Here is a 25,385-nt window from a genome sequence, read left to right on the forward strand (position 1 = left end):
CGTGCCATTCTTTTTCGCCGTGCGCTCCCCCTCACGGGTGGAAAAATTGGTAAATCGTTTGAGCTAGCTGTGGGCCGATTCCGGGCACGGCACATAAATCGTCTTCGCTGGCAGCCTTAATCCGACTCACCGATTTTAAGCGCTTGAGTAACGCCTGCTGTTTTACCGGCCCTAAGCCCGCAATGTCATCCAATACTGAGCGCCGCATCGCCTGAGAGCGTTTCTTCCGATGGAAGGTAATGGCAAAACGGTGGGATTCATCGCGCAGATACTGTAGCAAACGTAAGGCCGGCGAAGAGCGCGAAAGAATAACCGGAAACTCTTCGCCGGGTAGCCATATCTCCTCTAATCGCTTAGCCAAACCGATGACGCAAACATCTGCACCAAGCTCGTCAACCACTCGTTGCGCCGCATTAACCTGAGGTAATCCCCCATCAACCACAATGAGATCTGGTCGGTAGGCGAACCGGCGCGGGGTTGCCTCGGATATTTCTGCATTTTCAGGCGATGTAGCTGCCCCAGGTGATTGGGATAGGTCGGTTGATTCCTGGGGCAGGGCTGGGCTATCTCCCACTGCAAGATGCGTATCTGCTGATCTCGCAATATGCAACAGATCATGTGGGGCATCACCATCAACCTGAGTATTACTCAGCGATGTATCTGCAACGAGCCGACGCAGGCGCCGACGCAACACCTCATCCATAGCGGCTGTGTCATCTCGGGCACCAGAACCGTCTGCTCCTCGGATAATAAAGTGCCGATAGTCGCTCTTTTTCGCTAAACCATCTTCAAAAACCACCATCGATGCGACTTGATTCGTCCCCTGAGTGTGCGAAATATCGTAGCCCTCAATCCGCAATGGCGCTCGGGGCAGCCCCAAACCGACACGCAATTCCTCCAAGGCTTGCGAACGCTCAGTTAAATCACCCGAGCGCGCGAGTTTGTGCCGCTGTAAGGCCTGCACCGCGTTTTCGTGAACGGTCCCCATCAGATTCGCTTTTACCCCGCGCTGCGGGGTACGGATCTGCACCTTCGCACCTCGGATTTGAGTGAGCCACTGGCTCACAGCGGCGTCATCAACCGGCAACACTGGTACCCAGATCTCGCGAGGAATAGCTGCCGTCGCGGTATGCGCAATATCGTCAACCGAGCGGGCATGACTGCGCGGAGCCGTCCGAGAATTCCCAGCAGCGTATTCACCATAAACCTGAAGTAAAAGCTGCTGAATAAGCCCTGCGGCATCTTCATCTTCAATCGTTGTAATCCAGCCACGCTGCCCGCGAATACGGCCACCGCGCACAAAAAATACCTGAACTGAGGCTTCCAACTCGTCATACTGCAAACCAAAGACGTCTGCATCCACATCTGAATCGAATACGACGGCGTTCCGCTCCGCAATAGTCTCTAGCGCAGCAGCCTCATCACGTAGTTTTGCGGCTAATTCATACTGTTGACTCGCCGCAGCCGCAGCCATCCCTTGACGTTTTTCGCTAATCAATTCCTCGCCGGTGCCGTCAAGAAAATGGACGAGTTGGTTAACAATCTGGCGGTGTTCCTCCGCCGAGACTCGAGCAATACATGGGGCTGAACATTTATCAATGTAGCCCAGCAGGCACGACCGCCCTGCCCGTTGTGCCTGACGAAATACCCCGGACGTACATGAGCGAACGGGAAAAACGCGCAACAGCAGATCAAGCGAGTCACGCACGGCCCACACTTTTGTGTATGGGCCGTAATAGCGATTTCCGCGCTGGTGTGCACCACGAGTGACCATCACGCGCGGATATTCCTCGCGCAGCGTCACCGCCAAATAGGGATAGGACTTATCATCCCGATACATAACGTTAAAACGCGGAGAAAACTCTTTAATCCAGGCGTACTCCAGCGTTAATGCCTCAATTTCTGAGCCAACAATCACCCATTCAACGCGAGAAGCGCTGAATACCATCTGTCGAGTACGCGGATGTAATCCAGCCGGATCTTGAAAATAGTTTTGTAGCCGATTGCGCAGCGACTTTGCTTTTCCCACATATAGGACGCGATCTTCGTCATCGAGAAAGCGATACACCCCTGGCTGGGTCGGAATATCACCAGTACGCGGGCGATAGTCAGCCGGATCAGCCATGGAGCGTCCCTGCCCGTTCCAAAATGGGCCGGATATATTGACCGGTATGCGACTGCGCCACACGTGCTACATCCTCGGGGGTCCCCTCGGCAATCACCATTCCCCCATTGCGCCCGCCTTCTGGACCGAGGTCAATTAACCAATCCGAACATTTAATAACGTCCAGATTATGTTCAATAACGATGACGGTATTGCCTTTATCCGTCAGTTCTTGCAGGACAGAAAGCAATTTGCGCACATCTTCGAAATGCAAACCCGTCGTCGGTTCATCAAGCATGTAGACCGTGCGGCCAGTTGAGCGTTTATGCAGTTCAGTGGCGAGTTTGACGCGCTGTGCCTCGCCTCCAGAAAGCGTGGTTGCGGGCTGCCCAAGACGGATATATCCCAAGCCCACAGATTCCATCATCTCTAGATATTTGGTGATCCGTGGGATAGCCGAGAAGAACTCTCGCGCTTCACTAATGGTCATATTCAATACGTCAGCGACGTTCTTGCCTTTATAGTGAACCTCAAGGGTTTCGCGGTTGTATCGCGTGCCGTGGCAGACTTCGCAGGGGACGTACACATCTGGCAAGAAGTTCATCTCAATCTTCAAGGTGCCATCTCCGTCGCACGAATCGCACCGCCCGCCTTTGACGTTGAAGGAGAAGCGCCCCGGAGCATAACCCCGAACTTTTGCTTCTTCCGTCTGCGCAAATAACTTGCGAATATCGTCCCACATGCCGGTATATGTTGCTGGATTTGAGCGCGGCGTCCGACCAATCGGTGATTGATCTACATGGACAACTTTACCGACATGCTCCAGACCAGTGACTTTCGTGTGCCGCCCCGGCAGGGTTTGCGCACGATTGAGTTTATTCGCCAATACCCGATACAGAATCGTGTTCACCAAGGACGATTTGCCTGAACCTGATACTCCGGTGACGGTGGTAAAGACCCCCACGGGGAATTGCACGTCAATTGTGCGTAAATTATTTTCCCGCGCCCCCTGTACCGTTAACATCTTCTCTGGATCGATACTGCGGCGTTGGCTGGGCACCGCAATGGCCCGAGCGCCCGTTAAGTATGCGCCAGTGATGGAATCAGCGGCCTGTGCTAATCCGTCAGGTGTACCGCTATAAACGACGTTTCCACCGTGTTCACCCGCTCCTGGGCCAATATCCACAACATAATCCGCAGCGCGAATAGTGTCCTCGTCATGTTCAACGACGATGAGCGTATTGCCTAGATCGCGTAGCCGCAATAATGCCGAAAGAAGTTTCTCGTTATCGCGTTGATGTAAGCCGATGGATGGTTCGTCGAGAACGTAGAGCACTCCCACAAGCCCTGAGCCAATCTGGGTGGCTAAGCGAATCCGTTGAGCTTCGCCACCTGAAAGGGTCCCAGCGGATCGCGACAACGTCAGATAATCCAGACCAACTGTAACGAGGAAATCGAGTCGATCAATGATTTCTTTGAGAACGGCATTGGCGATTTGCTGTTCCCGCTGCCCTAACGTCACATTGCGGATGTACTCTAACGCATCGGCGATAGATAGCTCGGTGAGTTCAAAGATATTGAGTTCCCCGATACGAACTGCCAATACTTCTGGGCGTAACCGTGCTCCCCCACAGGCAGAGCACGTGACATCCCGCATGAAGCCCGCATAGCGCTCGCGCGACCAATCCGAGGAGGTTTCATCGTGCTTACGGCGCACGAAATGTAGTACCCCCTCAAATCCTGAACTGTATATTTTTTCGCGCCCCCACCGATTGCGATAACGCATACGCACGGTGTAATCCTGGCCGTACAGCAAGGCCTCTCGGGCTTGTTCTGGCAGCTCTTTCCAGGGGGTATCCAGATCAAAACCGAGTGATTCCCCGAGGGCGGCAACTTGGCGCATGTGGTAATCACGAGCAGTTGCCGACGCAGTGACGGACCACGGCACAATCGCGCCCTCATTAATGCTGAGATCCTCGTCAGGAACAACCAAATCAGCGGCAACCTGAACCTTAAAGCCAATCCCATCGCACTCTGGGCACGAACCGTAGGGAGCGTTAAAGGAGAATGTGCGCGGTTCGATTTCTTCAATATCGAGGACGTGATCGTTTGGGCAGGAGCGAAACTCCGAGAATTTGCGCTCCCGACTCGGATCATCTGGGGCGAGATCGACACATTCGATAATTAGCCGCCCATGCGCTAGGCGTAGCGCCGTCTCCACAGAGTCATTGAGCCGTGATCGGATTCCCTCGCGGATTACTAACCGATCGACAACGACCTCAATGGTATGTTTCTTCGTCTTTGCTAATTTCGGAATCTCATCAAGCCGAATCAGTTCGCCGTCCACCCGAGCGCGCGAATATCCATCGGCTATTAAGGAGCGGAAAACATCCTCATGTTCCCCTTTTCGCCCACGCACCACCGGCGCCAATACGTGAAAACGAGTCCCCTCCGGATAATCCAGCAGCCGATCCACGATCTTCTGCGCACTTTGCGCTGCGATAAGTTCACCACACACCGGGCAATATTGCGTTCCAGCTCGAGCGTAGAGTAGCCGCAAATAATCATAGACTTCGGTGATCGTCCCCACCGTTGAGCGCGGGTTGCGATTTGTTGACTTTTGATCGATGGAGACTGCTGGTGACAATCCCTCAATGAAATCCACATCGGGTTTATCCATTTGCCCAAGGAATTGACGCGCATACGCCGACAGCGATTCCACATAGCGACGCTGCCCTTCTGCGAAAATCGTGTCAAAGGCTAAGGATGACTTGCCAGAACCAGATAAGCCAGTGAATACCGTTAGCGTCCCACGTGGAATATCAACTGAGACATTGCGTAAATTGTGTTCCCGAGCACCTTGAACGTGGATATATTCATGCACTCCCACAGTTTAGAAAAGTGCCGCGCCGAATACGACTGTATGACCATGAATTCCGCCACCGGCGCGATGCGTATATCGTCACTGCCAGTAATCTGATTTACAGTAGCACCATGGCTTCGCGTTTCCGATTACCTCGCTATCTTCGTCCGGATTTCTTGCTCACCGGCATTATTTTGGCACTCATTCTCGGCTTGCTTCTTCCCGTTTCTGCCGGTGCAAATGATGTTCTTTCCGAGATCGGCGATATTGCTGTGGGAATGGTTTTCCTCGTTTATGGAATGCGTTTGCCGACCTCTGAAGTAATTGCCGGATTGCGCAATATCACCTTACAAGCTGCTGTTTTAGTAGCGACGTATCTGGTGTTCCCGCTGGTTGGATTCGCGTTATATGGTCTGACGCACTCTCTTATCGGTACTGCGTTCGCTACCGGATTGCTTTATCTATCGCTCCTGCCCTCCACTGTTCAATCCTCCGTCACTTTTGTTTCTATTGCGCGCGGCAATGTTGCCAGTGCGGTATGTTCTGCGACGATTTCAAATATTTTGGGCATGTTTCTCACTCCAGCCCTGGTCTTGCTTTTCATGCATCTAGATAATGCCTCAACTGGAGGCATTGAATCCGTGCTCATCAAGCTACTGTTGCCATTTATTGTCGGGCAGTGCCTCCAACCTTTTGCTGGAACGTGGATGCGTGCGCACCGAGCAGTTACCCGAATAACGGATAACTCAACGATTATTCTCGTGGTCTTTTCTGCCGTTGTTAAAGCAACAAATGATGGCGCGTGGACCTCTGTTACCCCTGGCGGTTTTGTTCTGCTCCTCATTGTGTTAGCAATCCAGTTGGCCATTATGTTGGCAAGTACTTGGTATGCGGGGCGTCTTATCGGGCTGTCGCGCGCTGAAAAGATTGTTTTGTTGATGTGCGGGTCGAAGAAATCTCTGGCAAGCGGATTGCCGATGGCTAAAGCCCTGTTCGATCCGGCACTCGTTGGCGCTATCGCCGTTCCGGTGATTATTTTCCATCAGGTTCAGCTCATCACCTGCGCAATTATTGCCCGACGGTTAGGGCGCGACGCAGAGCCAATAGCGCAGTAGCCCTGAATGTGGGCGCATCGCTTAGCGGTGACGCCGCCTTTGTGCCTCGTGTTGCTGAACCGATATGCAAAATCGCCGCGTGGCATGATGGCGATTTTCTCATGCTACGCGGTGATTCTTTAGGCTAATTGACGTTAGCGGTTGTTTCTGTTGCCGAATCAGGGTTTTCCTTGCCCGTCGCCTGCTCCCCGAGATCCATAGCGGTTGGCTCAAAGGGGCCGATCTGTGAGGCGTGCTGTACCCGTCGGGCATGGTGGCGCGCCCCAATAATCGAAGCAATAACGGTAACGATAATAATCACCATGATAATCATCGTCGATACCAGCGGGGAAGGTTCGTGGATCGCAGTGAGGACGTCAACCCCGTGGCACGCATGCAAGATGAGTTTCAGCGAGATAAACCCAAGGATCATCGCTAGACCAAAATGCAGATAGATAAGTCGGTCTAATAGGCCATCCACTAGGAAGAACAACTGGCGCAATCCGGAAAGGGCAAAGGCGTTTGCGGCAAAAACGATGAAGGGCTCACTCGTCAGACCGTAAATAGCGGGAATGGAGTCGAGCGCAAACATCAGATCAATTGATCCAATGGAGATCACGCACATGAGCAGTGGCGTCACCCAGGTTTTACCGCCACGGCGAATTGCCAGACGCTGCCCGACGTAGCCGTCAGTTACGCGGAACACCCGAGAGGCTAAGCGAGTAACGAAATTTGGTTCATACTCCTCTGAGGCGGCGGGCGCATTGGGGTTGTTGCGGTTCTTTTCTTCTTCGATACCGTCGCGTACCTGAACGATGGCGGTGTACAGCATCCAGGCTCCGAAGATGAAGAACGTCCAGGCGAATTTTTCGATGATCGTCGCCGCGGCAATGATAAAGACAAAACGCATCAGCAAGGCCACCACAATGCCCCACATCAGCACCTTTTGCTGATAAATTCGGGGAACTCTAAAGGCCGCAATAATGATAATAAAGACGAAGATATTATCAATAGAAAGCGATATTTCAGTTAAATATCCGGCAAAATATTGCGCGGCAAACTCCGGGCTATGCTTGAGATAGACGACAACACCGAAGATAACCGCCAAAGAGATATAAAAACTGGACCACAGGGCAGCTTCTTTAATTGTTGGGTCATGCGGCTTACGCACATGACCGAGAAGATCCCACGCGATCATAGCGACAACTAGCCCAATTAATGCCAGCCACTCCCACGGATGAACGACCATTGATTCCTGCGCTGCTTGAGCTACGCCATGAGTAGCCGCTGACATAAATGACGAAATAACCATAGGGTACACACCTTCCGGTACACGAACGACGAAGTACCGGAGGTCTCTTCCCGCCACATAGTGGCCACGATCCGGGCATAGGCCGTACTGACGAATCGATGTTGCATGGGAATACTCCCCTCCGCAGAAACGATCCTAACCCATTACCATCTCAGCGGCAGTATTCCTCCTCTGTGCGGTCAATGACATCTTTTCAGCTGCGAAAGATCCGGCATGGCGATCTATCGTCGGCACTAAAGATCGACATCTATATATCGGCATACCCCGAAATATAGCCAGTTAGCACACATGACACTTAACGCTGGCGGATCTGCCGCAGCTCTCGTTTAACATCCTCAATCTCATCACGCAATCGAGCGGCAAGCTCAAAGTGTAATTGTTCTGCGGCTGCATGCATTTGCTCCGTCAGATCCTGCAACAGGGTTTCAATCTCTTCGCCATCATGCGACGGTAGCGCAATCTTGTGCGTGCTCTCGCGCCGATACCCACCTTCTAATAACTGTGCCGTATCAATATCTTCTCGCGCCAACATATCTGTAACGTCAGAGATTTTCTTACGCAGGGGTTGCGGATCAATACCATTCACCCGATTGAATTCAAGTTGCTTTTCCCGACGGCGGTTCGTTTCATCAATAGCCTGACGCATATTTGGCGTTATCTCGTCGGCATACATGTGGACCTGCCCCGAAACATGACGAGCTGCACGGCCAATAGTTTGAATCAGGGAGGTTGTGGAGCGCAAAAATCCTTGCTTATCTGCATCCAAGATTGCCACCAGTGATACTTCTGGCAGATCGAGCCCCTCACGCAATAGGTTAATACCTACGAGCACGTCATATTTGCCCAAACGCAATTCCCGCAACAATTCCACACGGCGCAGGGTATCGACGTCTGAATGGAGATACTCTACGCGCACCCCACGTTCAACGAGATAATCCGTGAGATCTTCAGCCATTTTCTTCGTCAGAGTTGTGACTAATACGCGCTCATCGCGTTCCGTCCGAACTCGGATTTCCTCCAACAAATCATCAATTTGCCCATTCGTTGGCTTGACGATAACCTCCGGATCGACCAGACCAGTTGGACGGATGATCTGCTCTACCACACCGTCGGATTTGCTGAGTTCATAGGGTCCGGGAGTGGCTGATAGATAGACCGTCTGACCGATCCGTTCTAAGAATTCTGCCCACTTCAGCGGGCGGTTATCCATCGCTGATGGCAGGCGGAAACCATGCTCAACCAATGTGCGCTTACGCGACATATCCCCCTCATACATTGCCCCAATCTGCGGGACAGTAACATGAGATTCGTCGATCACCAGTAGGAAATCCTCAGGAAAATAATCCAGTAAGGTGTTAGGCGGCGTTCCAGGCCCACGCCCATCAATATGCCGCGAATAGTTCTCAATACCAGCGCATGATCCCAGATTACGCATCATCTCTAAATCGTATGATGTGCGCATTTCCAACCGTTGAGCCTCTAATAGCTTTCCTGCGTCACGGAATTGAGCCAAGCGCTCATCAAGTTCCGCTTGAATCGAGCGCATTGCCCGTTCCATCCGCTGCGGGCCAGCAACATAATGAGAGGCTGGGAAGATATATGCGTGATCTACCTGCCGAATAATATTGCCCGTCAACGGGTGCAACAACATAATCTGGTCAATCTCATCACCAAAGAATTCAATCCGGACAGCTAGCTCTTCGTACACCGGAATAATCTCGACGGTATCTCCCCGCACTCGGAAAGTTCCGCGAGTGAAAGCCATATCATTGCGGGTATATTGCATGCCAACAAACTGCTTCAGCAGCCCGTCACGATCCAACTGCTGGCCAACATGCAACTGGACCATCCGATCAACATACTCTTGCGGAGTTCCCAAACCATAGATACATGACACTGACGCCACAACAACGACATCGCGGCGGGTCAGTAAGGAATTCGTCGCGGAATGGCGCAGACGTTCCACCTCGTCATTAATAGAAGAATCTTTTTCAATATACGTATCCGTTTGCGGAACGTAGGCTTCCGGCTGGTAATAGTCGTAATATGAAACAAAGTATTCCACAGCATTGTTGGGCAATAATTCCCGAAATTCTGCTGCCATTTGCGCAGCGAGCGTCTTATTCGGTTCGAGAATCAAGGTCGGGCGTTGCAGTTGCTCAATCATCCAGGCAGTCGTCGCCGATTTGCCGGTGCCCGTCGCGCCCAGAAGAACGACATCCGATTCCCCGCCAGATATGCGTTCAGTTAACTCGGCAATAGCCTGAGGCTGATCCCCCGAGGGCCGGTACTCCGAGATGACGTGGAAAGGCGCATCATGACGAATAAGATCTGAAACAGGGCGCATATCTCTAGGCTAATAGCCGCACGTCGTATCGAAAAAATTATTTGCTAGGAGATGATAGACAACTGTGCGCAAGCCATAGGGAAAACGGATTAGCACTGACGAATACCCTCGAATCAGCACAACTGGGCACCCAGCCCAGATTCTTCGCATGGGCTGCGCTTAGGTGTGCAAGGCGGATCTGACCGTCTCCGTCAATATGCGCCGACGCCCCGCACGACTGTAGACGGCGGATATGAAGATCGGCGTCGTGGCGTATTGCGATACAGCTGCCGCTACCTGCACCAAAAGGCAGATAGCTAAAACCCGTATCGTGAGTATTGGGATTGTCCTCGATATATTCCACGCTGGCCGATGGGCGCTTCGGCAGCGAAGCAGCGCAACCAGATGTAGCAGTGGGCGAGGACCCCCCACTGCCCGAGGCATTCGGCTCGCCATCACAAGAATATGCGTCATCTTTGGAGCGCTGTGGGATAGGCAGGCACGGCTGCATTAGACGTTGGCGGAATGGCTCAACCCATTCATGCCAGAGGTATTGTACACAGACCCGTAGCTCATCAACGCTACCGTTATTGTGAATCACCACGTCAGCAATCTGTTCACGTTGGCTATCAGATACTTGGGAGGAGATACGGGCACAGGCATCCTCACGAGATATTCCTCGATATGTGATAAGACGCGATACCCGCACATCTTCGCGCGTGCTCACCGCAATATTGGCATGTAGGGAAAACTGACGAGGCGAACCGACGAGCAGTGGCACGTCGTAGATCACCACTCCGTGTGGATCTCGTTGCACTGCGGCAGCGAATTCATTATCGACACGTTTGTTAATAGCTGGATGCGTTATCATCTCAAGCTGATGGCGGGCCGCTGGATCCTGAAAAACCCGGCGGGCTAGTTCTGGACGATTGATGTGCCCATCTGCAGTGAGAATGTCCGCTCCCCAATGCTCCACGATACGATCGACGACCTCAGATCCTGGTAATAAGATCTGACGGGCAATAGCGTCGGCATCAATGACTGTAGCTCCGTTTTCTTTCCAGATCTGAGCCACAGTAGATTTTCCTGAGCCGATACCGCCGGTGATCGCCAGTGTTAACATTGCGCCGTTTTCCTATCAGTTATTGCTGTAAGAAGGAAGAATACTTTTCGAGGAGTTCTTTATTCCTCCGGATCGAGCTGCGCATGATGGTCATGCCCGCTGACTCCCAGTTTCCAATACCCTTCTACACTAATATTCTCATGGGAAAGCTGCGGGCAGGTGCGGAGCCACCGACGAATCGGGATCAACCATTGTGCTTCACCGGCACACCATACGTAATGTTCGGCAAAGTTGTAGCCTGCTAACCGATCAATAATGTGGCGTGCCGGCGCCTGATCGTCATAGGAATACCAAGTTACATTCTGTTTCGCTAAGGCTGAGCCAAGATATTGGGCAATATCAATTCCGCTCGTCCGAGTCACCAGCGTTATCTTTTCTGCCGACGTACATTCCAGCCAGCGTGCTGCAGCAGGAAGCGCACTCGCATCCACGCACATAAATAGGCGCGGCGCAGCAGGCGCTAACAGCGAACCTCGCGGTCCAGCGGTCGTAGCAGACATTCCTGGGCGCACATTACGCACCCACTCGATAAGCGGTCCACTACGGTGATTGACCACGTCGAAGATGAGACGAGAACCGTTTACCTCGCGTATCGTCACATCTCGGCTCACAACCCCAGGGGAAAGCTGTGGGCGCTGCCCCGCATGCGGTTGAGGTAGCTCAATACGTCGGCTCGGATCATCTGCCACGAAGATTTTAAGATGATCGGTCGGTCCGAGTGCCTTAATTGTTGTCTCCTCAGGAAGATCAATATGTACGCGGTATATCCCTGCCAAGTGTTCAACCTCGTGTACGACTCCGATACGAGAAGTGAGCGGGTATTGGACTCGGTCACGCGAAAAAGAGTATGCCATATACGCAAGTCTACCCTTTTCTAATTGGAGGTTAAGTGTGGTGCTAGGCACGGCATAGCTACTGTGCTCGCCAAACTGAACAATGCGATCGGCCTGGCTCGCGTGGCGCCACAACCGAATACCGCTGAATCATCAAGTGTTACAACCCCATATCGCCGACTTCGGCTTCCGGTACAACCCAACTTGATAACCACTACTCCCTGCCAGAACACAGGCGGGCGGCGCGAGTAAAATATGGTACTCGCGCCGCCCGCTCGCCATACTGAGGTAACCATGCACACATAACATAGCTCAGCCAGCAGACACCCGATAGACGTGTAACGCGGCGCTGCCGCCCCCGCGCTGCGATCACAATAGCGCATAACTGCGGTTTTACTGCGTGTACTATAACTTATTGCCACGCCGATACATCGTGTTTTATCCGTATTTACGCCTCACCATACGCCTTATTCGTCGTTAGGCTCGCGCGATCCGCCTATTTCTTCTTAGTTTTACAGTGATCGCAGTTCCGCGCCCTGTGGAATTACGCAGAGATATTGCGGAACTGAAAAAGAGAGCACATACAATGACGGGGAGCGAAAATTGTCTCCGCTCCCCGTCATTAGCGCTGTTTCACAACAGCGTTCAAAATTAGTTACCCGTCAGCTTCTCCCGCAATGCGGCAAGGGCTTCATCGGAGGCAAGCATACCGCTCGCTTCGTTGCCCGAGGAGTAAGAAGCCGGCGTCTCCTCAGCAGCGGCTTCTGCACCTTCACCGGCGGCAGCAGCTTCGGCGTCTGCCTCAAGGTGGGCGGCAACCTGAGCCTTGTGAGCAATCCAGCGCTCCTCAGCCTTGGCGTACTCCGCTTCCCAGGCAGCCTGCTGCTCCTCGTAGCCCTCAAGCCACTGGTTGGACTCAGGATCAAAGCCCTCAGGATACTTGTAGTTGCCTTCTTCGTCGTACTCAGCCGTCATACCGTACAAGGACGGATCGAAATCGGTCGAGTTCGGATCGACACCCTCATTAGCCTGCTTGAGGGAGAGGGAAATCCGACGGCGCTCCAGATCAATATCAATGATCTTGACGAATACTTCATCGCCGACCTTGGCAACCTGCTCAGGCAGCTCGATGTGACGATGCGCCAATTCGGAGATGTGAACCAAGCCCTCAATGCCGTCTTCAACACGCACAAACGCACCGAAAGGAACGAGCTTGGTAACCTTACCCGGCACAACTTCACCGATACGGTGGGTGCGGGCGAAGGTCTGCCACGGATCTTCCTGGGTAGCCTTCAAGGACAGCGAAACACGCTCGCGATCCATATCGACGTCGAGAACCTCAACCGTGACCGGCTGGCCAACCTCAACCACCTCAGACGGGTGATCGATGTGCTTCCACGACAGCTCGGAGACGTGAACCAGACCGTCAACGCCGCCAAGATCAACGAACGCACCGAAGTTAACGATCGAGGAAACAACACCCTCACGAACCTGGTTCTTCTGCAAGGTATCCAAGAAGTGAGCGCGAATCTCGGACTGGCTCTGCTCTAGCCATGCACGACGCGAGAGCACAACATTGTTGCGGTTCTTATCCAGTTCAATGATCTTGGCCTGTAATTCCCGACCGACGTATGGCTGCAGATCGCGAACCCGACGCATCTCAACCAAAGATGCCGGCAAGAATCCACGCAAGCCAATGTCAAGGATAAGACCACCCTTAACAACTTCAATGACCGAGCCAGTGACAACGCCGTCGGCGTCCTTGACTTCTTCGATCTTATCCCAGGCCCGCTCATACTGAGCACGCTTCTTGGATAGCTGGAGGCGGCCTTCCTTATCTTCTTTCTGCAGGACGAGCGCCTCGATTTGGTCACCAACTTCGACGACATCATCAGGGTCAATGTCGTGCTTGATGGAAAGTTCCTTAGAGAGGATAACGCCTTCGGTCTTATAACCGATATCGAGCAGGACCTCATCCTGATCGACTTTTACAACGGTGCCTTCGACGATATCGCCATCGTTGAAGTACTTGATGGTCTTGTCAACAGCGGCAATCAAATCTTCTTCAGAGCCGATGTCGTTGATAGCGACCTCAGGAGAGGTCTGATTGTTGATGGTCATAGAGTTGGTGACTCCAGATTGTGTACTAGTTCGGACAATTACGTGGTGCCCACGGTATGCGCGATGCGCACGAGCGATGCACCAAAAGCCAAGTTTACGGGCAAGACGCACTCTGGAGCAAGCGTGAAACAGCGACGCACATCGCATTTTTCCGCGCAGATCCGCCGCTATCTAACCGAGCTATCCGACCAAACAGCCTAGGCACTCCTTAATGTGCGGCCGCTCGCCAATTTCGCCCAATTCCAACCGAAACTTCTAAGGGCACCCGCAACTCAACCGCATTTCCCATTTCAGCGCGAACTAACGCCTCCAACTCCTGAGCCTCTGCCGCCACAACTTCAAACACTAATTCGTCGTGGACTTGCAATAACATTCGCGAAGCCATTGCCCGCTGCGTCATCGCCTCATCGACTCGAATCATAGCCAACTTGATAATGTCAGCCGCCGAGCCTTGAATCGGGGCATTTAAGGCCCGCCGCTCCGCCGTCTCCCGCTCCATACGATTCATACTCGTCAGTTCTGGCAAGTACCTGCGCCGCCCGGTAATCGTCGCCGTGAAACCGTCCTGACGTGCCTGCTCAACTACTTCATGCAGGTAATCTCGAATCCGACCAAAACGAGTGAAATAATCCGCCATAAGACGCTCAGCTTCCGGCACTGAGATATGCAACTGGCTCGAGAGCCCATACGCTGATAAACCATACGCCAGACCATAGCTCACCGCTTTAATATGCGAACGTTGCTGAGACGTCACTTCTTCTGGCGGAACATTAAAGATTCGCGAAGCGACGTACCTATGCAGATCCACCCCATCGCGAAATGCCGCAATAAGTTCCTCATCACCAGAGAAATGTGCCATGAGACGCATCTCAATCTGCGAATAATCCGCCGTCATCAGATAGTCAAATTCCTGCCCCGGAACAAAAACCTCCCGGACCTGCAAACCCTCCTCAGTGCGGGCATGGATATTCTGTAAATTCGGATCAGTGGACGACAGCCGACCCGTTTCCGTCACCGCCTGCTGATAGGTGGTATGAATGCGTTTATCGGACTCCACCGCACGGCGCAAACCGTCAATGGACTGCCGCAATTTAATTGCGTCCCGATGTAGCAGCAACGCCGATAGAAATTCCTGACCTGCCACAGATTTATCGTCCTCACGGAGCGCAATTTTCCGCAGCAAATCGCCCAACGCAGCAGCGTTTGTGGTGTATCCAGACTTTGTCTTTTTCGTCTTGGGCAACTCAAGCCGCTCGAAAAGCACCTCTTGCAATTGTTTCGGGCTAGATAGATTAACTGAATCATCACCAATTGCGTCCCACGCCCGACGTTGCGCATCTTCAACATGCACATTGAATGTTTCATACAGCGATTCGAGTACCGCCTCATCAACTGCGATTCCTCGATCTTCCATCTGGGCAAGTAACTGCGCCGTCACCAACTCCAAAGAAGCGAGATCTACAGCGTCAATCGCGGCTAAAGCCCGCTGGCAATACCCGTAAAGCGGATGCAATACCGCTGCTCGCTCTGCAGCCCCCTGATAGGAGTTTCCGGTTAGGCTAAAAAGCTGATCGGATTCATCTGCCGTCAGCTCAATACCCAGATAACGGCTCGCCAGATTCTCCAAAGAATAATCGCGCTGTGAAGGTGCCAAAACGTATGCCGCTAACTCAATATCCGCGATCATTCCCGCAAGGTCATATCCCACCCCATGCCAGGCATGCCACAGCCCTTTCGTTGCATGCCCGATTTTTGGCGTATCGCCGACGAGGAACTCTCGCAAAGTCTCCTCATCCTCCGGCGATAAACTCGCTCGATCCGCACAGAACACCACTTTATCTGCCCCCGCGATCGCCACCGTATCAACATTGCCCTTCCGTGGGCGTTGCTGACCAGTGGCGTACAGCCCATACGGGGCAGGATGTTCTGCTAAGAATTGTGCCAGCGCAACCTGCCCACCTGTAAGAATCTGAGCGATCAGCTCCTCTTTATCTGCGGTTACGTCATCGCGCTCGTTACCCGATTCCCCGTCGAGGGCATCCGAAATGCCTTCGGAAGAATCCGCCGATAGCGCAAACGGAAACTCGCTCAGGACGCGCCGTTGCAAACCAACAAATTCGTATTCACTAAAGACGCGACGAACCTGCGCTGGCCCACCCCCAGATATGCGAAGCTCCGCCAGATCGTCTACCAAGGGTAAATCGCAAACTAACGCATTGAGCTCGCGATTGCGCCGGACAAGTTCGACATTCGCATGTAAATTTGCCCCAGCCTTACCAGAAATCTCCTCGCAATGATCCAGCAGAGCAGCTAAGGAACCATAGTGATTGAGCCATTTTGCGGCAGTCTTTGGCCCCCACAAGGGCACACCAGGGATGTTATCCGCGTCCTCTCCCACTAACGCCGCCATATCGGGATACATCTGCGGGGTAACGCCGGTTTTTTCTAAAACAGCTTTTGCGTCCATAGGGATTAAGGTCGTCCCGGATTTGGGATACATCAGCGTAATATGCTCACCTACCAGTTGGAAGGCATCGCGATCACCGGAGGCGATAACGACATTCATCCCCGCGGCACACGCTTGGGTCGATAACGTCGCAACAATATCGTCAGCTTCGTAATCCGGGTAGCTGAACCATTTAATACCCAGACTCTCCAGAACATGCTGAATACCCTCAATTTGGCCACTGAACTCTACCGGAGTAGCACTTCGACCAGCCTTATACTGCGGATATTCTCGGGTCCGGAACGTCCCTCCTGGAAGATCAAAGGCAACTGCCACGTGATCCGGTTGGTGATCCTTCATTAACCGCAACAAGGTCATAGTGAAGCCATGAATAGCGTTGGTGTACTGCCCGCGGGTGGTGCGAAAATTCGGCGCAGCCAGGGCATAGAAGGATCGGAAGGCCATGGAATGACCATCAATGAGAAGCAGCGTATTCGTTGTCACGCCCCTAGCCTATCGCGTCTGAGGAACACCGAGTAGGCTACAGCTATGGAGCAATGGACGACATTAGAGCAAACACTAGGTATTTTGATAGAAAAATCTGACGACGTTGAGTGTGTCATTTCTATGTCAACAACGGCAGCGCGCCAGCCCTTCGGGGTATTGCATGGCGGAGCAAATGGCGTGCTCGTCGAACATGCCGGCTCTATTCTCGCTAATTCCCGCGCGCCTGAGGGGCGCATCGCCATGGGTACGGAATTATCCGTCACGCAACTTGCCGCAAATGCCACGCCTCTGGCCCGAGCACACGCCCAAGTAATCCATCAAGGGCGCTCATCAATATGCCTGAGCATTAACGTTACCGACGCTAACGGCACAATCACTGCAGTTGGGCGTTTAACCTGTGTATTTGTCGCAGCCTAGCCTTCCATAAGAACAACACCTGCCCCCGCACGCTCTCTCGTCCTGTGCCCAGATAGCCGAGAAACGTCAATCTGGGCACAGCAACATACCTGGTAAGTACAGACCAAGCTACAGCAAATAGCCGGCAGGAGTGCAACAGCGGTTCCGCGAGGCTCTCCTACGCCGGCAGATAGGGATTATTCTTCTCCCCCGACCTGCTCAACAACTGCGTCAGCAACTTCCCGCATCGTTAAGCGACGATCCATTGAGGTCTTTTGAATCCAGCGGAATGCCTCTGGCTCCGTTAATCCCATCTTCTCTTGCAACAGACCTTTCGCCCGATCCACCCGCTTGCGCGTCTCAAACTGTTCGGTCAAGGAAGCAACCTCTGCTTCCAGTGAGGCAATCTCACGCGAACGCGACAGTGCGATTTCTACTGCTGGAATGAGATCTTCCGGGGTAAAGGGCTTAACGACATACGCTAATGCTCGGGCATCGCGCGCCCGTTCAACCAGTTCTTTTTGGGAAAAGGCCGTCAACATAACAATGGCAACTTGACGTTCTGCAAGAATAGCTTGCGCTGCCGAAATGCCATCCAAACCAGGCATCTTAATATCCATCACGATTAGATCAGGATCGTGCTCCTGGGCCAGCTCAATAGCCTCTTCGCCGGTAGCGCCTTCGCCTACCACGGTATAGCCGGCCTCCTGCAAGGTTTCGACAATATCTAACCGAATAAGCGTTTCATCCTCGACGACTAGCGCACGCACCGCCGCCCGGTCATCATCGCTGGTATCAAAAACCGCGCCTGCGATCAGATCACTCATTCGTTCCTCCGAGCTCTTTCGCTAAACCGCCATCGGTTAGCTTTACACCCTATTAACTATAAACTGACGAACACTTTACCGCGATAGGATATCCACAGTCTGCAAGACTTCTTGCACGGCGATCTCTATCACGGGGAATTTCCTCAACGCACATGAAACGTTAGTGCGGAATATCCGCACTAACGCAGCAATGAAAAAGTGCTCCCGGCGGGATTCGAACCCGCACACCCGGAGGCACCGCATTTTGAGTGCGGCGTGTCTACCAGTTCCACCACAGGAGCAGCGCGTACCATCCTACATGCTGCACGAGAATTAATCATCTCCACATCGCAGCCACAAGTAGGACCATCATCACATTAACCGTGACGATCTGGTACGTTGCCGAGGTTTTCCACCAAAATAGCGAAACCGCGCTCCTTAGCGTTCGCCAGAAAACATCTCGCCCATCTTGTGAATACGAATCGTATTCGTCGATCCCACCTGCCCCGGAGGCATACCAGAGACGATGACAACGCGATCCCCGTCCACAGCTAGCTCCCGTTCATGCAAGATAACATCCACCTGCTCCACCATGTGATCGGTATGAGCAACTTCCGGCGTGATGATGGACTGTATTCCCCAGGTCAGCGCTAGCTGCTGGCGCACATCTGCCGAAGGAGTGAACACTAACAGTGGAATACGGGCACGCAACCGAGCCATCCGTCGTGCCGTCTGCCCAGAAGCAGTGAAGACCGCTAAATACTTCACGCCGAGTGCTTCGCCAATATCCATTGCCGAGCGAGTAATGACGCCGTTGCGCGTGCGGTGAAGATTGCCGATCTTCGGGATAGATTGCAGCCCGTGCTCTTCTGTGAACTCAATAATCGAGGCCATAGTGCGCACACATTCAACCGGATACGCTCCGACCGACGTCTCTCCAGAGAGCATCACCGCATCTGCGCCATCCAAAATCGCATTCGCACAATCTGAAGTCTCAGCTCGCGTCGGAGTGGGTGAAGAAATCATAGATTCCAGCACCTGGGTTGCCACAATCACTGGCTTAGCAGAACGACGGGCAATCATGATCGCTCGCTTTTGCACCAATGGCACCTGCTGCAGCGGCAATTCCACCCCGAGATCACCGCGGGCGACCATAATGCCATCGAAAGCATCGACGATCTCATCTAAAACAGTGATCGCCTGCGGCTTTTCGATCTTGGCAATTACCGGAATCCGGCGGCCAACCGCGTCCATAATCGCATGGACGTCCTTCACATCATCTGCCGAACGCACAAAGGACAATGCGCACACATCAACGCCGACGTTTAACGCCCACTCTAAATCAACCTTATCCTTTTCTGACAAGGCCGGAACGGACACCGCCACACCGGGCAGATTTACCCCTTTGTTATTGGATACCGTCCCGCCGATGAGAACTTCCGTGCGCACCTGCGGCCCAGTAACTGAAAGAACTCGAACCCGGACCTTACCATCATCAATCAAGATAATATCGCCCGGCTTGCAATCTCCCGGTAGCCCCTTAAAGGTCGTGGAGACAAGCTCTTTATCGCCGGGGACGTCCTCGGCTGTGATCGTAAAAATATCTCCCTGTTCCAACAGCACCGGCCCTGATTCAAATGTTCCCAGACGAATCTTCGGACCTTGCAAATCGACGAGCACCGCAACAGCTTCACCAAGCTCGTCAGCCGCCTCACGCACCCACTGAATACGCTTTTCATGCTCGTCATGGGAGCCATGTGAGGCATTAATGCGGGCAACATTCATGCCTGCTTTTACCAGTTCAACGATACGCTCTTTAGAGTCAACAGCCGGACCAAGAGTACATACGATCTTCGCTCTACGCATAGCACCACCATACCTGACCAGCTCGTAGGGAGTGAAAACTAGTGCTTGGTTTCATCGCGATCATCTCCCGCATTACCTGTGGATAGCGCTGAATTACCAGCTATCTCCTTGCCGTCGATTTCAGTTTCTACATCCGATTCCGCGTCAGATACCTCGTCATCTTCAAGCAACTCGTCAGCCATTGTTTGCTTTTGGTTTTCTGCCGCCTGGCGAAGATAGATCCCTTTGGCTTGCGGATGCTGACGCAGATACCGAGTACGGCACATCAACCCAATCACGGCCGCACAGAAGACCAGAATCGACACCCATACATTCAACCGCAATCCCCAAAAGATATGGGCCGTATCAATCCGTAAATTCTCGATCCATACCCGCCCTAAGGTGTATAGCGCGATATAGACGTACACTAATTGACCGCCACACAGATGGAATTTCTTCTCCAGAGTCAAGATCACCAGCACCGCTGCTAAGCACCACAGCGACTCATACAAGAACGTGGGATGAAAAGTCGTTCCTGGCGAATACCCCGCAGGCAGATGGACCGCATCAATGCGCAAGCCCCACGGAAGATCAGTTGGCCGCCCGAATAACTCCTGATTAAACCAGTTCCCAAAACGACCAATCGCTTGAGCCAGCAATAAACCAGGGACAACCGCATCACCAAGCGGGCTAAATCGTAAGCCACGCCGACGCATCGTGATATACCCAGCTAATGCCCCGCCTGCAACAGCACCCCAGATTCCAATCCCGCCTTGCCAAACGTAGAACGCGCGAATTGGCTCTCCTCCAGGGCCAAAATACGGATCCGGAGTAGTGATAACGTGATAGATTCGCGCACCGACAATCCCCCAAAGGACCATCCAGACGGCAACATCTACCACCACGTTTTGTGGCCCACCCTTTTTTCTATACCGACGATCTGCCCAAAACGTCGCAATAATAATTCCGAGGATAATCACCAAAGCATAGAAGCGGAGACTCAGTGGCCCCACGGTGATTTCATGGATCGGCGGAGATGGGAGAGCCTGAAACATCATTCAGTTTCCTTTGGTAGTCGTCACAGCTACATCACCACGCAAGACATGCGCACCACTGGCAATCTCGGCAGCAATCCGTTCAATAGTATCCAAGGCAGTAGGGGTGTCGCCATCGTGGTCAATTAACGTGCGCACAAGCGCTGAACCAACAATCACTCCGTCTGCATACTGCGCAACATCACGGGCCTGATCGGCATTTGATACCCCAATTCCTAGGCATACATTGCGCGCTCCGGCGCGGCGCGTGCGCGCAACGAGATCTTCGGCGCCGCTAGCTACGCGATCCTGTACACCCGTAACCCCCATGCGGGAAGCCGCATACACAAAACCGCGAGTATGCCCGACCGTATATGCCAATCGTTCATCCGTTGATGAGGGGGCAACCAAGAAGATTCGCTCCAGACCGTAATCATCCGAAGCCGCAATCCATTCAGCCGCCTCATCGGGTACTAAATCCGGAGTAATCAGACCGGCCCCTCCGGCATTCGCCAAATCCCGAGCATAACGTTCAATACCATAGCGGAATATCGGATTGTAGTAGCTCATAATAACGACTGCTGCCCCAGTATTCGCAACTGCTTCAACTGCCCGAAACATATCTGCCTGACGCACACCTCGAGCCAACGCAGCCGTTGTAGCCTGTTGAATGATTGCCCCGTCCATCGTCGGATCAGAATAGGGCATCCCTAATTCAACAATATCTACCCCCGCATCAACGATCCGACGAGCAGCCGCAATAGAATCAGAGACGGAGGGGAAACCCACCGGCAAATAACCAATAAATGCCGCTTGACCAGCTTTCCGGCGTTCGTCAATAACCTGTGCGGTATAGCGCGTCATCGCTCCTCCCCCTGAGAATGATTACCCAAATCGAAATACTCCATTGCCGTGTACATATCTTTATCGCCTCGCCCTGATAAACACACCGCAATCGTCGGCTGCTGGCCAGATTCGGCTGCCTGACACCCCACTTTCATGGCAACAGCTAGCGCGTGAGCAGATTCAATCGCCGGAATGATTCCCTCGCTACGCGCCAAAGCACGGAACGCCGTCATCGCCTCAGCATCTGTAACAGGCCAATACTCCGCTCGCCCGCTAGCAGCCAACCAGGCATGTTCTGGGCCCACCCCTGGATAATCTAAGCCTGCCGAAATCGAAACTGACTCAATCGTTTGCCCGTCATCGTCTTGAAGTAAATATGTTTTTGCCCCGTGCAATACGCCAATCTCGCCCTGGGTAATAGAAGCAGCGTGGCGTCCACTTTCTGCTCCTTCTCCTCCGGCTTCCGCACCGATCAGTCGCACGGTTGGATCATCAAGGAAGGCGTTAAACATCCCAATCGCGTTGGAGCCACCCCCGATACAAGCAGTAACAACATCCGGTAGCTCACCTGTTATATCAAGGATCTGTGCTCGCGCTTCCTCACCAATGATTTTCTGTAAATCACGGACCAACGTCGGGAAAGGATGCGGGCCAGCGGCTGTACCGAAAATATAGTTAGTGGTATCGACATTCGTTACCCAATCGCGGAAAGCCTCATTAATGGCGTCTTTTAAGGTGCATGACCCCGAATCAACTGCGACGACATTCGTTCCTAATAAATGCATTCGGGCAACATTCAATGACTGGCGTTGGACGTCTTTCGCACCCATATAGATCGTACATTCCAAGCCCAACAAAGCCGCCGCTGTTGCCGTCGCGACTCCATGCTGACCCGCACCCGTCTCGGCAATAACTCGTTTCTTCCCCAGGGAACGGGTGAGGAGAGCCTGACCCAAAACATTGTTAATTTTGTGCGATCCGGTATGGTTGAGATCTTCTCGCTTTAGAAAAACCCGCGCGCCTGCACAATACTGCTCACCGAATCTCTCCGCCTGCGTCACAATTGAGGGGCGCCCGGAATAGCTCCGATGCAGATGGTCAAGCTCCGTGATGAAATTCGGATCGTCTTTGAGCGCTTCCCATCCGTTTTCTAGATCTGTTAACGCTTTTTTGAGGGCTTCTGGGACAAAACATCCCCCAAAAACATCAAAGTATGGACCATGTGCTTTGGAAAACAGCATTATGCCTTCTTCTTTTTATTACGGTGAGACGGAATAGCCGGCGCTATGTTCAATCTATAGCAACACGTTTATGCCGTCTTCTTCATCGTATGCATCTGGTGTTACTAAATCGAATCCAGCGAGGGATGCTGCCCGGCGGCAACCATATCCCGCACTGCCTGCAAGGGATCGCGATGGGTGACGAGGGCCTCTCCCATGAGAACCGCATCGGCTCCAGCTCGGGCATAGTTCAACACATCCTGCGGATGGGCTACTCCAGACTCCGCCACCCGAACGACATGGGAAGGAACAATATCAATCACCTGATCGAAAACCCGCATATCGACGTCTAAGGTCTTCAAATTCCGCGCATTGATCCCCACAACCTGAGCTCCAGCATCTAAGGCTCGCACGGCCTCTTCCCTGCTGTGGGCCTCCACCAATGCCGTCATGCCTAGTGAATGAGTGCGCTCGATAAGAGAGGTCAACACTGTTTGTTCTAAGGCGGCAACAATCAGGAGAACCAGATCTGCACCATGCGCCCGAGCTTCCCAGATCTGATACGGCGTAACAATAAAATCCTTACGCAATATTGGAATATCGACGGCGCGCCGCACGGCATCCAGATCGTGAAGCGATCCACCGAAACGGCGCTCTTCCGTCAACACCGAAATCACCGCAGCCCCGCCCTGCTCGTACAATGCGGCGAGCTGAGCGGGATCCGGAATATCTGCCAAAGCCCCCTTTGACGGGCTCTTTCGCTTCACTTCCGCAATAATCTGAACGCTGCGATGTTCGGCAGGCTTTAATGCGGCCAGAGCATGACGGGCTTGCGGCTGACGAGCCACGATTTCTTTGAGCATATCAAGGCTTACCGCAGCTTCTCGCACCGCAAGATCCTGACGAACCCCAGCAATGATGTCGTCTAATACCGTCATGTCTCTCACCTCATATATTGACAAACTAGCTGGCCGGACCAGATAACCGAGCGGCTAGCTCAATGGCCTTTAGAACTGCTCCAGCTTTATTCTGCGTTTCGTTGTATTCATAATCGGCATGCGACTGTGCAACAACACCGGCACCGGCCTGCACTTGAGCATGGTTCCCGGTAATAATCGCAGTGCGAATCGTAATTGCCAAATCCGTATTACCGGAGAAATCAAAGTAGCCCGTAACGCCGCCGAAGATTCCCCGCAGTGCTGGCTCAAGTTCGTCAATCATCTCAATGGCACGTTCCTTTGGCGCGCCGGAAAGCGTTCCCGCTGGGAATGTTGCCTGCAAGGCTTGCGGAATCGTCACATCCTCACGCAAGGTTCCCGTCACCGTTGAGGTCAAATGAATGACGTGCGAAAGCACCTTGATTGCTCGGCGATCCACAACCTCAATCGTGGCTGGATCACAGATTAGACCTAAATCATGCTCCGACAGTTCCACCAACAGTTCATGTTCATGGACTTCTTTCGGATCAGCCTGCAGATCAGCAATAACTGCTGCGTCTTGCCGTGGATCGGCGGGGCGCGGGCGCGTTCCTCCGATGGGGAAGGTCATCACCTGTCGATCCTTCACCCGCAAAAGCGTCTCCGGTGAAGAACCGACGAGCGTAAATGAGCCCTCGTGATCATCTGGCAAAACGACATAGAACATGTACGGGCTGGGGTTAATGGAACGTAAAACTCGATATACGTCCACAGGATCTGCCGGGCATTCGACATCGGCACGTTGCGCAATAACCACTTGGGTAGCTTCACCGGCATTGATGTAATGCACGGTCTGTTCAATTGCCCGAGCAAATTCTTCTTTCGTCACTCGCCACTGCGGCTTTGGCCCCGACGCATCGCCATCTACTACCGCAGGGTGGATCGTCTGAGCCGTATTCAACTGCTGGCGCATAGCCTCAATACGGGAAAGCGCATCTGCCCAGGCTTCCTCAATACCCGCTGCAGTGCCGTTGCGGTTGATCGCGTTGGCAATTAGCCATACACAGTTGTCCTTATGATCGACGGCAACAAGATCGTCAACTAAGGTGAGTACAGCTTCTGGCGTTTGATATTCCTTTACTGCCTCCCGACGCAACTCTGGATTCCATTCGTAGAGCACATCCCAGCCGATCGTTCCCACTAAGCCGCCGGTTAATGGCGGCAGATCTACAATCGGCTCAGAGGACAACACATCCAGTGCAGATTGGAGCAGCTCCAAGGTGCTACCTTCACGGGTAATCCCCTCCGGCACATCTCCGTACCACCGGCTCACTCCGTCGCGAGTCACCATCCAGGCACGCGCTGCCACACCGATAAAGGACCATCGGGACCAACCATCTCGCTCTGCGCTCTCCAACATAAAAGTGCCTGGTTGTGACAGTGCCAAAGTCCGGTACAAGCTCACCGGCGAGGCATCATCAACGAGAACTTTCATAGCGACGGGAACAACGCGCCGAGTCGCTCCTAACTCAAGGAACTCCTCACGCGGAGGATAAATCTCCCCCCATTGACGATTGTTCACTGCGGTTTTC

At 53.0% G+C, this 25,385-nt stretch carries 17 protein-coding genes and 1 tRNA gene; 2 read left to right on the top strand and 16 right to left on the bottom strand.

All coding sequences use genetic code 11. The features are described 5' to 3' along the window. Positions 1 to 31: 31 nt before the first annotated feature. The gene (uvrC, locus tag ACLHIJ_RS07635) at positions 32 to 2,125 is read right to left on the bottom strand and encodes an excinuclease ABC subunit UvrC (protein ID WP_411298868.1); all 2,094 of its coding nucleotides are present in this window, start codon (positions 2,123 to 2,125) and stop codon (positions 32 to 34) included. Next, the gene (gene uvrA / locus ACLHIJ_RS07640; protein ID WP_411296352.1) at positions 2,118 to 4,988 is read right to left on the bottom strand and encodes an excinuclease ABC subunit UvrA; all 2,871 of its coding nucleotides are present in this window, start codon (positions 4,986 to 4,988) and stop codon (positions 2,118 to 2,120) included. Before uvrA ends, uvrC begins: the two co-directional genes overlap by 8 nt. Positions 4,989 to 5,098: 110 nt before the next feature. Here uvrA and ACLHIJ_RS07645 point away from each other — a divergent pair, with 110 nt between their 5' ends. Further along, positions 5,099 to 6,082, top strand: coding sequence for a bile acid:sodium symporter family protein (locus ACLHIJ_RS07645; protein ID WP_411296353.1), 984 nt, complete (start codon positions 5,099 to 5,101; stop codon positions 6,080 to 6,082). Positions 6,083 to 6,206: 124 nt separating this feature from the next. Here ACLHIJ_RS07645 and ACLHIJ_RS07650 read toward each other — a convergent pair whose 3' ends face one another. The 6 genes from ACLHIJ_RS07650 to polA form a co-directional block, all read right to left on the bottom strand. Then, positions 6,207 to 7,310: a TerC/Alx family metal homeostasis membrane protein gene (locus tag ACLHIJ_RS07650; RefSeq protein ID WP_411296363.1), complete on the bottom strand. Its 1,104-nt coding sequence runs from the start codon at positions 7,308 to 7,310 to the stop codon at positions 6,207 to 6,209. 358 nt (positions 7,311 to 7,668) lie between these two features. Further along, on the bottom strand, positions 7,669 to 9,720 hold the full coding sequence (gene uvrB, locus ACLHIJ_RS07655; RefSeq protein ID WP_411296354.1) for an excinuclease ABC subunit UvrB: 2,052 nt from the start codon (positions 9,718 to 9,720) through the stop codon (positions 7,669 to 7,671). Between the two features lie 37 nt (positions 9,721 to 9,757). Then, positions 9,758 to 10,822 carry a dephospho-CoA kinase gene (gene coaE / locus ACLHIJ_RS07660; RefSeq protein ID WP_411296355.1) on the bottom strand — a complete coding sequence of 355 codons (1,065 nt, stop codon included), beginning with the start codon at positions 10,820 to 10,822 and terminating at the stop codon, positions 9,758 to 9,760. A 59-nt stretch (positions 10,823 to 10,881) separates the two neighbouring features. Further along, on the bottom strand, positions 10,882 to 11,676 hold the full coding sequence (locus tag ACLHIJ_RS07665) for a siderophore-interacting protein (RefSeq protein WP_411298869.1): 795 nt from the start codon (positions 11,674 to 11,676) through the stop codon (positions 10,882 to 10,884). 630 nt (positions 11,677 to 12,306) lie between these two features. Beyond that, positions 12,307 to 13,776 (bottom strand): 30S ribosomal protein S1, encoded by a 1,470-nt coding sequence (rpsA, locus tag ACLHIJ_RS07670; protein WP_411296364.1) that lies wholly within the window; start codon positions 13,774 to 13,776, stop codon positions 12,307 to 12,309. A gap of 208 nt (positions 13,777 to 13,984) precedes the next feature. Beyond that, entirely contained in the window at positions 13,985 to 16,726 is a 2,742-nt protein-coding gene (polA, locus tag ACLHIJ_RS07675; RefSeq protein WP_411298870.1) for a DNA polymerase I, read from the bottom strand. A gap of 45 nt (positions 16,727 to 16,771) precedes the next feature. Here polA and ACLHIJ_RS07680 point away from each other — a divergent pair, with 45 nt between their 5' ends. After that, the gene (locus ACLHIJ_RS07680; protein ID WP_411296366.1) at positions 16,772 to 17,146 is read left to right on the top strand and encodes a PaaI family thioesterase; all 375 of its coding nucleotides are present in this window, start codon (positions 16,772 to 16,774) and stop codon (positions 17,144 to 17,146) included. A gap of 176 nt (positions 17,147 to 17,322) precedes the next feature. Here the strand turns inward: ACLHIJ_RS07680 and ACLHIJ_RS07685 are convergent, their stop codons facing one another. The 8 genes from ACLHIJ_RS07685 to ACLHIJ_RS07720 all read right to left on the bottom strand — a co-directional run bounded on the left by ACLHIJ_RS07685 (position 17,323) and on the right by ACLHIJ_RS07720 (position 25,375). Then, positions 17,323 to 17,952, bottom strand: a complete 630-nt coding sequence (locus tag ACLHIJ_RS07685; protein WP_411296367.1) for an ANTAR domain-containing response regulator — start codon at positions 17,950 to 17,952, stop codon at positions 17,323 to 17,325. A gap of 199 nt (positions 17,953 to 18,151) precedes the next feature. Then, positions 18,152 to 18,233: transfer RNA gene (locus tag ACLHIJ_RS07690), tRNA-Leu, on the bottom strand. 136 nt (positions 18,234 to 18,369) lie between these two features. Further along, a complete protein-coding gene (gene pyk, locus ACLHIJ_RS07695; protein ID WP_411296368.1) occupies positions 18,370 to 19,797 on the bottom strand; it encodes a pyruvate kinase in 1,428 nt (475 codons plus the stop codon). A 38-nt stretch (positions 19,798 to 19,835) separates the two neighbouring features. Continuing rightward, a complete protein-coding gene (gene lgt / locus ACLHIJ_RS07700) occupies positions 19,836 to 20,834 on the bottom strand; it encodes a prolipoprotein diacylglyceryl transferase (RefSeq protein WP_411298871.1) in 999 nt (332 codons plus the stop codon). Continuing rightward, the gene (gene trpA / locus ACLHIJ_RS07705; RefSeq protein ID WP_411296370.1) at positions 20,835 to 21,674 is read right to left on the bottom strand and encodes a tryptophan synthase subunit alpha; all 840 of its coding nucleotides are present in this window, start codon (positions 21,672 to 21,674) and stop codon (positions 20,835 to 20,837) included. After that, a complete protein-coding gene (gene trpB, locus ACLHIJ_RS07710; RefSeq protein WP_411298872.1) occupies positions 21,671 to 22,897 on the bottom strand; it encodes a tryptophan synthase subunit beta in 1,227 nt (408 codons plus the stop codon). Before trpB ends, trpA begins: the two co-directional genes overlap by 4 nt. Before the next feature lie 104 nt (positions 22,898 to 23,001). Further along, positions 23,002 to 23,814, bottom strand: a complete 813-nt coding sequence (trpC, locus tag ACLHIJ_RS07715) for an indole-3-glycerol phosphate synthase TrpC (RefSeq protein ID WP_411296372.1) — start codon at positions 23,812 to 23,814, stop codon at positions 23,002 to 23,004. Between the two features lie 25 nt (positions 23,815 to 23,839). Continuing rightward, the gene (locus ACLHIJ_RS07720; RefSeq protein ID WP_411298873.1) at positions 23,840 to 25,375 is read right to left on the bottom strand and encodes a chorismate-binding protein; all 1,536 of its coding nucleotides are present in this window, start codon (positions 25,373 to 25,375) and stop codon (positions 23,840 to 23,842) included. Positions 25,376 to 25,385: the final 10 nt, after the last annotated feature.

The sequence above is a fragment of the Trueperella sp. LYQ141 genome (assembly GCF_046599555.1).
In the GTDB taxonomy this organism is placed as follows: domain Bacteria; phylum Actinomycetota; class Actinomycetes; order Actinomycetales; family Actinomycetaceae; genus Trueperella.

Excerpts from the sequence above, each read along its gene's own strand:
- uvrC (WP_411298868.1), bottom strand. The coding sequence starts at position 2,125 with ATGGCTGATCCGGCTGACTATCGCCCGCGTACTGGTGATATTCCGACC.
- ACLHIJ_RS07645 (WP_411296353.1), top strand. The coding sequence starts at position 5,099 with ATGGCTTCGCGTTTCCGATTACCTCGCTATCTTCGTCCGGATTTCTTG.
- ACLHIJ_RS07650 (WP_411296363.1), bottom strand. The coding sequence starts at position 7,310 with ATGGTCGTTCATCCGTGGGAGTGGCTGGCATTAATTGGGCTAGTTGTC.
- uvrB (WP_411296354.1), bottom strand. The coding sequence starts at position 9,720 with ATGCGCCCTGTTTCAGATCTTATTCGTCATGATGCGCCTTTCCACGTC.
- coaE (WP_411296355.1), bottom strand. The coding sequence starts at position 10,822 with ATGTTAACACTGGCGATCACCGGCGGTATCGGCTCAGGAAAATCTACT.
- ACLHIJ_RS07665 (WP_411298869.1), bottom strand. The coding sequence starts at position 11,676 with ATGGCATACTCTTTTTCGCGTGACCGAGTCCAATACCCGCTCACTTCT.
- rpsA (WP_411296364.1), bottom strand. The coding sequence starts at position 13,776 with ATGACCATCAACAATCAGACCTCTCCTGAGGTCGCTATCAACGACATC.
- ACLHIJ_RS07680 (WP_411296366.1), top strand. The coding sequence starts at position 16,772 with ATGGAGCAATGGACGACATTAGAGCAAACACTAGGTATTTTGATAGAA.
- ACLHIJ_RS07685 (WP_411296367.1), bottom strand. The coding sequence starts at position 17,952 with ATGAGTGATCTGATCGCAGGCGCGGTTTTTGATACCAGCGATGATGAC.
- pyk (WP_411296368.1), bottom strand. The coding sequence starts at position 19,797 with ATGCGTAGAGCGAAGATCGTATGTACTCTTGGTCCGGCTGTTGACTCT.
- lgt (WP_411298871.1), bottom strand. The coding sequence starts at position 20,834 with ATGATGTTTCAGGCTCTCCCATCTCCGCCGATCCATGAAATCACCGTG.
- trpA (WP_411296370.1), bottom strand. The coding sequence starts at position 21,674 with ATGACGCGCTATACCGCACAGGTTATTGACGAACGCCGGAAAGCTGGT.
- trpB (WP_411298872.1), bottom strand. The coding sequence starts at position 22,897 with ATGCTGTTTTCCAAAGCACATGGTCCATACTTTGATGTTTTTGGGGGA.
- trpC (WP_411296372.1), bottom strand. The coding sequence starts at position 23,814 with ATGACGGTATTAGACGACATCATTGCTGGGGTTCGTCAGGATCTTGCG.